This window comes from Kitasatospora sp. NPDC101801, assembly GCF_044766665.1.
Classification (GTDB): domain Bacteria; phylum Actinomycetota; class Actinomycetes; order Streptomycetales; family Streptomycetaceae; genus Kitasatospora.
Genome location: NZ_JBIWML010000056.1, coordinates 25,121 through 34,431 on the forward strand (window position 1 = coordinate 25,121; position 9,311 = coordinate 34,431).

Consider the following 9,311-nt stretch of genomic DNA (forward strand, 5'->3'; position numbering starts at 1 on the left):
TGGCGAGGCACCTGCGGCGATGGCCCGCACCATCGGGTGCGGGCCATCGCGATCCGTCGGCGGCCTGGGGCGTGGCCCCGGGCCGCGGGTGGTGTCAGCCGGTCGCGACGATGCCCTGGGTGGCGCGGCCGTCACCGTTCCAGTCGCCGATCACGGGCTGGGCCGCACTGCCGCCGTACGGGACAGAGCTGACGGAGCCGTTGGCCGCGCGGAAGTAGAAGCTGTAGTTGCCGGGTCGGAACACGCCGAGCTGCGTGGTACCGCTGCCGTTCCAGTCACCGGCCAGCGGTGTGTCACCGGCGCTGCCGAACTGGAGCGTGATGTCGGCGGCTCCGGAGTGGTTGCCGTTGAGGAGATAGAAGGTGGAGGTCGCCGGGTCGTAAAGGCCGGGGGTGTCGAAGCCCTTGTGGGTCCAGTCACCGGCCACCGGCCTCCAGTTCCCGCCGTTGCCGAAGGCGAACGTCGTCACCGAGCCGTCGCGGTGGCGTAGGTAGAACGTGGCGTTGCTCGGCCGGTAGACGCCCACGAGGCTGGTGCTGCCACCGTCCCACTTCCCGACCACCGGCACGTCACCGACGCTTCCGAACTGGAAGGACGAGCTGCTTGCGCCGCCCGTACGGGCGTTGGTGAAGTGGAAGCGCGCGGAGGCCGGGTCGTAGGCGCCCGCTGTGGCACGGCCGTCACCGTCCCAGTCGCCGGCGAGCGCCACCATCGGGGTGTTGCCGTAGTCGAACGTGGCCCGGGTGGAGGTGTTCGACTGGGCCGAGTCCGAAAGGAACCAACGCAGGACACCGGGATAGGCCGGCGGCATGGTGCTGGACCGGACGAACTCTATCCACTCCGCGAGGTCGTCGGTGCGGGCGCTCTGGGTGCCGTCGCGGGTTTCGGTGGAACCGATGCAGCCCTTCTGCCAGGAGGTGCTGGTGACGGCGACGAGCTCGGTACGGCCGTTGGTTTCGCGGACGACGGGGCCACCGGTGTCACCCTTGCAGACGGTGGCACCTGCGGTGGCGCCAGCAGTGGCGAGAGTGGTGGCCTGGACGCCAGCGAGATTGAACGACGCGGTGTGGAGCTGGTTGGGCACCCACTCGGTCTTGGTACGGCCGTAGCCGCTGACCCGCAGACCCTCACCGGCCGTCGGCGCGGCACTGGCGACCGCGAGCGGCGCGATGTCGGTGACGGGGGTGGCCAGGCGGGCCATGACCAGGTCACGGTCGGCACGCGGCACCAGCGAGGTGATCTCCGTGACCTGGCCCGCAGTCGTGCTCAGGTCCGCACGCCCAATGATCGCGGTGGTCTTCAGGACGGGTGCGCCGGCGCGCAGCGTGGCCGCCTGGGCAGGGTCGTCACTGAAGCAACTGCTCGCCGTGATGACCCAGTTGGGATCGACCAGGGCGCCGGTGCAGGACCGCTTACCGTTACCGATATCGATCTTCGCGGTGAAAGCCGACGTACCGGTGGAGGCTGCAGAGCCCTCCAGGGCCCCTGCCGGCGGGGCGGCCAGGAGCCCTGCGGCCAGAGCCGTCAGGAGGCCGGTGGTGCACACGGCGCGTGCGGTGTTGCCTGTCACGATCTGATCTTCCTTGCATGCATGGGATTGGCGGGCCGCGCCGGTTTCGGCGGGACACGCGCCTTCTCTTCGGGGTGTGCGGGCGACCGTCCCGTTGCGGGGTGGTCCTAGGGAGTAGGTGTGTACGGCGTGCCTTGTGGGGCTGGTCAGCCGGTGACGTGCCGCTCCGGGAGGACCGAGGGCTTCGAGCCGGTGCGTCCGGTAAGGACGGGACATCGGGAGGCCCCGAGGTGCATCGGTTGGTCAGCCGCTGGTGGTTGCGGTGATGCCCTTGAGCCCGGCGGCGCCGCCGGGGACGTCGGCCCAGTTGCCCCAGCCGACGCTGTAGTTGGCGTCGCGGGTGTAGAGCTGGGTGTTCTCGTTGACGGCGTAGATGTGTGCGGTGTTGCCGGTGGCGGTGCTGGTGATGGCCTTGAGGTTGGTGCTGTCCATCTTGGTCCAGGTGGTCCAGCCGGTGCTGGCGTAGTTGGCGTCCTGGTTGTATATGCCGCCCGTGCCGATGACCTGGACGTGGACGCTACTGCCGGGGGTGACGCTGGCGGTGATGGCCTTGGCACCGGTGAGGCCGCCGGGGACCTCGACCCAGCTGCCCCAGCCGACGTCGTAGTTGGCGTCGCGGGTGTAGACCTTGCTGTCCTCGTTGACGGCGTAGATGTGCGCGGTGTTGCCGGTGACGGCGCTGGTGATGGCCTTGAGGTTGGTGCTGTCCATCTTGGTCCAGGCGGGTGACCAGTTGCCGGTGGCGTAGTTGGCGTCCTGGTTGTACATGCCGTCGGCGCCGATGACCTGCAGGTGGACGTTGGTGCCGCCGGTGACACTGGCGGTGATCGCCTTGGCGCCGGTGAGGCCGCCGGGGACCTCCATCCAGGCGCCCCAGTAGCCGCCGGTGACGCCGTCGCGGGTGTAGACGTGGCCGTCGGCGCCGACCGCGTAGAGGCGCACGGTGCTGCCGGTGGTGACGCTGGTGATGGCCTTGAGGTTGGTGCCGTCCAGACGCTTCCAGCTGGTGCCCCACACGCCGGTGGCGTAGTTCACGTCCAGACCGTAGGTGGAACCCTCCGAGCCGATGGCGAACAGGTGAGTACCCGGCTTGACCTCGACAGTGGTGGAGCGGACGTCCAGGATCCAGCTCGCGAGGTCGTCGACGCGGCTGGTGCGGGCGCCGTCGCGGGTTTCACCGGAGCCGAGGCAGCCCTTCTGCCAGGAGGTGCTGACGATGGCGGCGAGCTCGGTGCGGCCGTTGGTTTCGCGGATGGCGGGGGCACCGGTGTCGCCCTTGCAGACGGTGGCGCCGGCGGGGGTGGCGCCGACGATGTCCACGGCGGTGGCCTGAACACCGGTGAGGTTGAACGCGGCAGTGTGGAGCTGGTTGGGCACCCACTCGGACTTGGTGCGGCCGTAGCCGCTGACCCGCAGACTCTCGCCGGCGGTCGGCGCGGCACTGGCGACCGCGAGCGGGGTGATGCCGTTGACGGGGGTGGCAAGACGGGCCATCACCAGGTCACGGTCCGCACGGGGGACCAGTGAGGTGATCTCTGTGACGTGCCCGGTGGTAGTGGTGAGGTCGGCGCGGCCGATGGTGGCGATGGTCTTCAGGGCGGGCGCACCCGCTCGCAGAGCGGTGGCCTGGGCGGGGTCGTCGGTGAAGCAACTGCTCGCCGTGATGACCCAGTTCGGATCCACCAGGGCGCCGGTGCAGGACCGCTTGCCGTCACCGATATCGATCTTCGCAGTGAAAGCCGACGTTCCCTGCGGAGTGGTGTTGCCCTCGAGCGCCTGGGCGGTGGTGGCGGTGAAGCTCCCGGCCACTACGGCGGTCAGGAGTCCGGTGGTCCACAGGGCACGTGCGTTGGTGCTTGTCACGATGGTGTCGTTCCTTGAATCCGGGGTGCGGGGCGGCCGGGTGTCCGGCGGGATCGGCGTCATGCGCGCGCCGTCGTGTCCGGCCGATGACCCTGGGCAGGGCAGCCGGTCTGCGGTGACCGCGCGGGGATGCGGTCACCGGCGCTAGTTGGTGGAGCGGATCTCGACGAGGGTGTGGTCGCGTTCGGCAGGGTCGGCTGTCTCGCCGACCTGCACCCACTTGTCCTTGGGGATGTCGTAGGACTTCTTCTCGCCTTCCACCGTCATGTCGATCTTGGTGGTGTAGCTGGTGCCCTTGACGGTGTAGACGGCAGGGATCTCAAGGCTGAGATAGCCGCCCTTGCCGGTGACCTGGAAGCAGATCCTGTCCATCCCGCGGGGCCAGACCTCCAACTGCCCGGCTCCGGCTCCGCATTCGGCCAGCATGATGCGGCCATTGCCACTGAAGAGCTTGATGCCCTTGTCGGCGAGGACCTTGTCAGCGCCGGGGTAGCTGAAGTCCTCGACCGCAGCAGGAGGTGCGTCGGTGGCAGCCGTCACCACGGCGCCGGGAGTGGCGGTGCCAGCAGCTGCGGCGATGCCGACGCCGATGGTCAGGAGGGCGGAGCCGGCAACGAAGGTCGCCACGGCCGGGCGGGAGAAAGAGGTCATGAGGTGCTGCTTCCTGAGACGTACGGGTAGGGCGGCAGTCGACACGGAGGCCGCGTGACAGGGCTCGCCCGCTGGAGGGGGAGCTCTGGGGGTGGATGCCCGCATAGGGATCACATAAGCCCCACCACTTCGAGGCGGGAATGCCGCGATCGGCCAGGCCGGCCCGCAGGGCACAGCTCGGTGGACCAGAACGGCAGATGGCAAAGCTAATACGCCCCGCTGGAACGAGCAAATTGTCCCCCACCCCGGCCGATCGACCCTTCAATAAAGGCATTAGGTCCCTATCGTGGCCGACTTGAGCCTCTGGAACAAAAATGCCGCTTCCTGTACACGATGAAGACCTGAAAGAAATATGCTAGCCCGCCGAACGGCGGGGGCCATCTGGCCTGTGACTCATCTCTCTGGGATCCAGAAAATCTTCTGATCCCGGATGATGCTGCGTCAGATAGGTTCTCCTACGAGGAGGTTGGCACCAATTGCACTCAGAGCGGATTGCTTTGTTCCATTTTGGATCTTGATTAGAAGTTCCTTAATTCGTGCAAAGATCGCTCTCCGGCGGGACCAAAGTCCCTTGCCGATTGCGCATACGACCCCGCGGGGAAGCAGAAGTAGGGCATGAAGACGACATCAAGTACGCGCGTGCGGCGACGGCGCGCGAATTTCACACCCGTCACGGCGCTGGCCATGGCGGTGACCGTTCTGGGCACCTCGGTGATCTCCGCACAGGCGGCTGCCGCACTCTCCCCCGGGCTGCCGGCCAACGCCCGGGCACAGCTGATCGACGCCTGGTTGGGTGGCGGATCGTCCACGAAGAGCGCTGCGGCGCAGGCGCTGACCGGAACCGATGAGGAGATCTCGGCTTTCCTCACCTCGGGCCTCTCACGGGTCCGGGCGGAGGACGAGCGCATCGCCGTTCTCCGGATGCTTCCCATGGCCGGCAAGGGCACGCGCGAGGGCATTCAGAAGGCCTTGAGCGGTACCGATGCGGACCTGCATACATTCGTCACCACCGGCTACAAGGCGCCGCTGGCCGACGACCGCCGCGTCGCAGTCCTGACCGTGATGAACAATGCGGCCCGGGGTGTGCGCGACGCCGGGCAGGCAGCCCTGAACAAGGGGACCGACCAGGCGCTGCAGGACTTCCTCGCCACTGGGCAGTACAAGGCCCGGCAGGAGGACGAGCGGGTCAAGGTCGTAAAGATCATGGCCGTCGGCGGGCCCGAGGTGAACAAGGCCGCCCAGCTTGCCATGAACGGCACCGCCGCCGACATCACACAGTTCCTGAACAGCGGTCAGGAGATCGCCCGGGCACGCGACCAGGAGTCACTGACGGTTGCTCAACTCGCCCAGGTCGCCACCGAGGCGGGCACCAAGGCCAAGACGGAGCGGGACGCGGCCAAGGACGCCTCCGCACGCGCGACCGACGCCGCCCGTCTGGCCAAGGCCGCCGCACAGCAGGCCGCCAAGGAAACCGCAGCGGCGCAGCAGGACTCGCAGGCTGCCGGCCGTGCCGCAGGCCGGGCGGCGGAGGCAGCCGACGGCGCGGCGACCGCCGCCCGCACCGCGATCGCAGCGTCCAACACAGCCATCTCTGCGGCTCAGGCGGCCTCCGCCGCGGCTTCCGCCGCGGCTTCCGCCGCGTCCGCTGCCGGCCAGGCTGCCTCACGCGCCTACCAAGCAGCTACCTCCGCCTCAGCAAACGCGGGGCAAGCGGAGGCCGCGCGGGCAGCCGCGAAGGTCGCGCGTGACGCCGCCGCCGGCGCACGTACCGCCGCGAGTGCTGCGGCCTCCGCCGCCGATGCCGGCGACGAGGCCAGCCGCTCGGCCGGTTCGGCTGCCGCTGCCGGCCAGGACGCCGCTGCTGCCGCGGACGCCGCAGCTGCTGCAGGCCGCAGCGCGGGGGTCTCTGCCGAGCAGTCACGCAAGGCATCCGACGCCGCCGATCGGGCCCGCTCCGCCGCTAACTCCGCCACTTCCGCCGCTGGCCAGGCCGCCAACCTCGCGGGCAACGCCGCCGCTGCGGCCCGGGAGTCGCAGAAGGCCGCCAACAGCGCCGCCGCACACGCGGACAAGGCCGCTACGGCCGCCGACACCGCCGCTGGCCAGGCAGGCCAGGCCCTCGACTTCGCCAACCAGTCGACACAGCGGGCTGCTGACGCGCAGGCTGCCGCGAAAACCGCAGCAGACGCGGTCACCCAGGCCCAGAACGTGGCCGCCCTCGCCCAAGCGACCGAGGCGGCTCGTCTGGACGCCGACCGCCAGCTCTCCATCCGGGAAGCCGAGGCCATCGCCGCAGGGGAGCAGAAGGACCGCGAGGTCGCTTCCCGGGTGCGTGTTCAGGCCGACCTGTTGGAGCAGCGGACACGAGACCTCCTTCAGCAGGCCACGGCCGCGGGGTCCCCGGCTCAGATGGCAAGGCTCGGCCGACAGGCCGCCGCCGACCTGCTCCCCTCCACGGGTGAGTGGACCCGGCAGGCCGCCATCACGGCACTTTCCGGGACCGACCAAGGCGTGATCGACTGGGTTCGCAGCGAGTACGCGAAGTCCCTGGATCTCGACGACCGGGAACGAGTGCTCCTTCTTGGCCGGATTGCTTCCCCGGCTGCCGCGGAAGCCGCCCGCACCGCATTGGAGGGTAATGACGCCGCCAAGGTGCAGAAGTTCCTCACCGAGGGAGTTTTCGCCGCCCAGAGCGAGGAGTTCCGCGTCTTCACGGCGAAGACTCTCAATGGGGCGGGCCGGGCGGTGGCCAAGGCGGCGAACGATGCACTGAACGACGGCAGTGCCAAGGCCCTCTACACGTACGTCACCGTCGGCTTCCGCACGGCGCAGGCCGAGGACGACCGCGTCGAGATCCTCAAGCTCATGAGCAGCGGAGGCGCCAACGTCAAGGCGACCGCCGAGGTCACCATGTACGGGACCACCGCCATGCAGCACGAGTTCACCACTCAGGTGAAGTACAAGGCAGCGCAGCAGGACCAGGACACCGCCACCCACACGGCCGCGATCCGCGCAGCCATCGCCGGAGCAGCCCGGGTCGCGTCCCTGGCTCAGCAGAACGCGGCCGAGGCCGCCGAGGCTGCGGCGAAGGCTCGAGGTGCCGCACAGGAGGCAGCCGGATGGGCCGACACCGCCCGGACGTCGGCGGGCGACGCGGCTCGGTTTGCCCAGCAAGCTCAGGACCGCGCCACCGAGGCCGACAGCTCCGCTGCCCGCGCAGCCCAGTCCCGGCAGCAGGCCAAGTCGGCTGCGGGGACGGCTCAGGGTGCGAGCCGCCAGGCCAACTACTCCGCCAACCAGGCCTCCGTATCGGCCCAGCAGGCCAGCAGCTCCGCCGACCAGGCGAACGCCCAGGCCACCGCCGCCCGCCAATCGGCCCTTGCCGCCGGCAAGGACGCGGCAGCGGCTGACCAGGCAGCCCGTGACGCCCGTTCCCTCGCCCAGCAGAAGCGCCAGGCCGAGCAGGAGGCGGCGGCAGCCGCAGCCGCCGAACAGGCCCGGCAGAACGCCGCAGCCAACCACAACCCGGCCAACGACCCCAAGAACGACCACATCGACCTCGGGATCCCCTCCACGAACACCGGCGGCGGCTCTGCGGGCGGCGACAGCGGCTGGACCCTGCACGACTGGGCCCAGTTCACGAACCAAGCGAGCGCCGTTGCAGGGTGGGCGGCCTTGGGCGCCGCCTTCTTCCCTGGAGGACAACCCACTGCGGTAGTTCTTGAAGGCATCTCCATCGCTCTCGGCGTCACCAGCGTCGTCCTGTATGCGGCTGACGGGTTCGACACGGAGAACATGATGACCGGGATCGCCGGCCTCATGCTGGGGGGCGCCGGAACGGTTGCGGGGGCGAGGCTCGCCGCAACCGCAACGCGTACCGTCGGTTCCTACGCTGCTCGAGCAGCGGCGGCGACTGTGGGATCCATACACGCGCTCTTCACCTGGTGAGTACGCCCCCGGATTGAACCCATCGAGCCGGGCGGGCTAAGCGCGCCTCAGTCCGCCCGGCGGATCAGTAGCACCATAGCGAGGCGTGGAGCACATGCCTCAATACGAACGGAAGCAAGTAATGAACCCTCCCAGCCTCTCACTGGAAGCCTGGTGGATTATCGCTCTGGCCTCCACCAGCTCCTATCTGGCCTTCATGACGTCCATGATGCCAACCACGGCCTACAAGGTGCGCATTTCCATCGCGCCGCCTGCGATCGCAACGATGGCTGTCATCACGGCGTTTCTCCAGGATCTGGGACCGGCCGAGGTCATGCCGCTCTACTCCTGCGTGCTCGTGGGCCTGCAGTTGGCCGTTGTCGGAAGGAAGCAATCGATGCGGAAGTTCATTGCCGATACCGAGGCCCATGAAAACGGTGCTGACATCACTCCGAAGCTGCCGGTCTCCGCCCATATTCAAATGACGTCTGCTTGCTTGCTGGCTGTGGCGGTCGGCCTCTGGTTTTCCTACGCCTCATAGAAGCAAGGCGAGTGTGGCTGGCCCAGAGGAACCGGTTGACCTTCTCGGCCACAGCACCAGCCTGGTTCGAGGTGTCGTTGCGCCCACTCGGTCACGGCCCTTCCGCCGGTGTCCCCATAGGTGGTGAGATGGTGGATCTTCGGTCTGTCCTTACTTGCAAAGAGGGGGCGTCATTTCCCGGCGAGCCGCCACTGTTCGGACCCTCGCCTGCCTCTGCTGGGCCTCGGGCCCATGGGCGGTCGACTCTCTACTCCCCCTCCCTCTTCTCCCTCTGCGGCAAGGAGAACTGGTCGTCCGGCAGCTTCGGGACACTTGCCAGACCCGGTGAACGCGAGGCGTCCTCGCTGCTCTTGCTTCAGGGCTGTCGCCAGCCTTCCAGGGACCGCTCGCTGACCCGCAGTCCGCAAACGATCACCGAGGTCTCGCCAGCTCCGAATCGGAGGACGGGCTGCCGCTCGCGGCTGACCCCGCGTGTGCGGGACGGACTACGCGGCCGGCGCCCTGTCGACCCGGGCCCTCGGCTGACCCCCGCAGCTGCAGAGAGGACGACGGGCAGGAGAACGAACTCACCGGCGCCGACGGAGAGTCGGCCGCCAAAGGCGATGTTGGAGGTTTGAGTGCGGGCTTCCGGTGCACGGTCCAACGTTTGCGCCCCTGGCCGGTGTGAAGCTTCCCCGTGGACCTGGACACCTGGAGACTGGGACGTGAGGTTCCAGAGGAAGTAGAGCCAGGTGAGCAACAAGCAGGGCAAGCGGTACT

The 9,311-nt window shown here is 68.6% G+C and carries 5 protein-coding genes; 2 read left to right on the forward strand and 3 right to left on the reverse strand.

The genetic code is table 11. The features are described 5' to 3' along the window. Positions 1–94: 94 nt before the first annotated feature. The 3 genes from ACIRPK_RS34325 to ACIRPK_RS34335 all read right to left on the reverse strand — a co-directional run bounded on the left by ACIRPK_RS34325 (position 95) and on the right by ACIRPK_RS34335 (position 4,084). Positions 95–1,570, reverse strand: a complete 1,476-nt coding sequence (locus tag ACIRPK_RS34325; protein WP_403046186.1) for a S1 family peptidase — start codon at positions 1,568–1,570, stop codon at positions 95–97. A gap of 243 nt (positions 1,571–1,813) precedes the next feature. After that, positions 1,814–3,433, reverse strand: coding sequence for a trypsin-like serine protease (locus ACIRPK_RS34330; RefSeq protein ID WP_403046188.1), 1,620 nt, complete (start codon positions 3,431–3,433; stop codon positions 1,814–1,816). Positions 3,434–3,577: 144 nt separating this feature from the next. After that, positions 3,578–4,084: a hypothetical protein gene (locus ACIRPK_RS34335; protein ID WP_403046190.1), complete on the reverse strand. Its 507-nt coding sequence runs from the start codon at positions 4,082–4,084 to the stop codon at positions 3,578–3,580. Between the two features lie 615 nt (positions 4,085–4,699). Here ACIRPK_RS34335 and ACIRPK_RS34340 point away from each other — a divergent pair. Both ACIRPK_RS34340 and ACIRPK_RS34345 read left to right on the forward strand, forming a co-directional pair. Further along, positions 4,700–8,032 carry an ALF repeat-containing protein gene (locus ACIRPK_RS34340; protein WP_403046193.1) on the forward strand — a complete coding sequence of 1,111 codons (3,333 nt, stop codon included), beginning with the start codon at positions 4,700–4,702 and terminating at the stop codon, positions 8,030–8,032. Positions 8,033–8,117: 85 nt separating this feature from the next. Further along, a complete protein-coding gene (locus ACIRPK_RS34345; RefSeq protein WP_403046194.1) occupies positions 8,118–8,552 on the forward strand; it encodes a hypothetical protein in 435 nt (144 codons plus the stop codon). Positions 8,553–9,311: the final 759 nt, after the last annotated feature.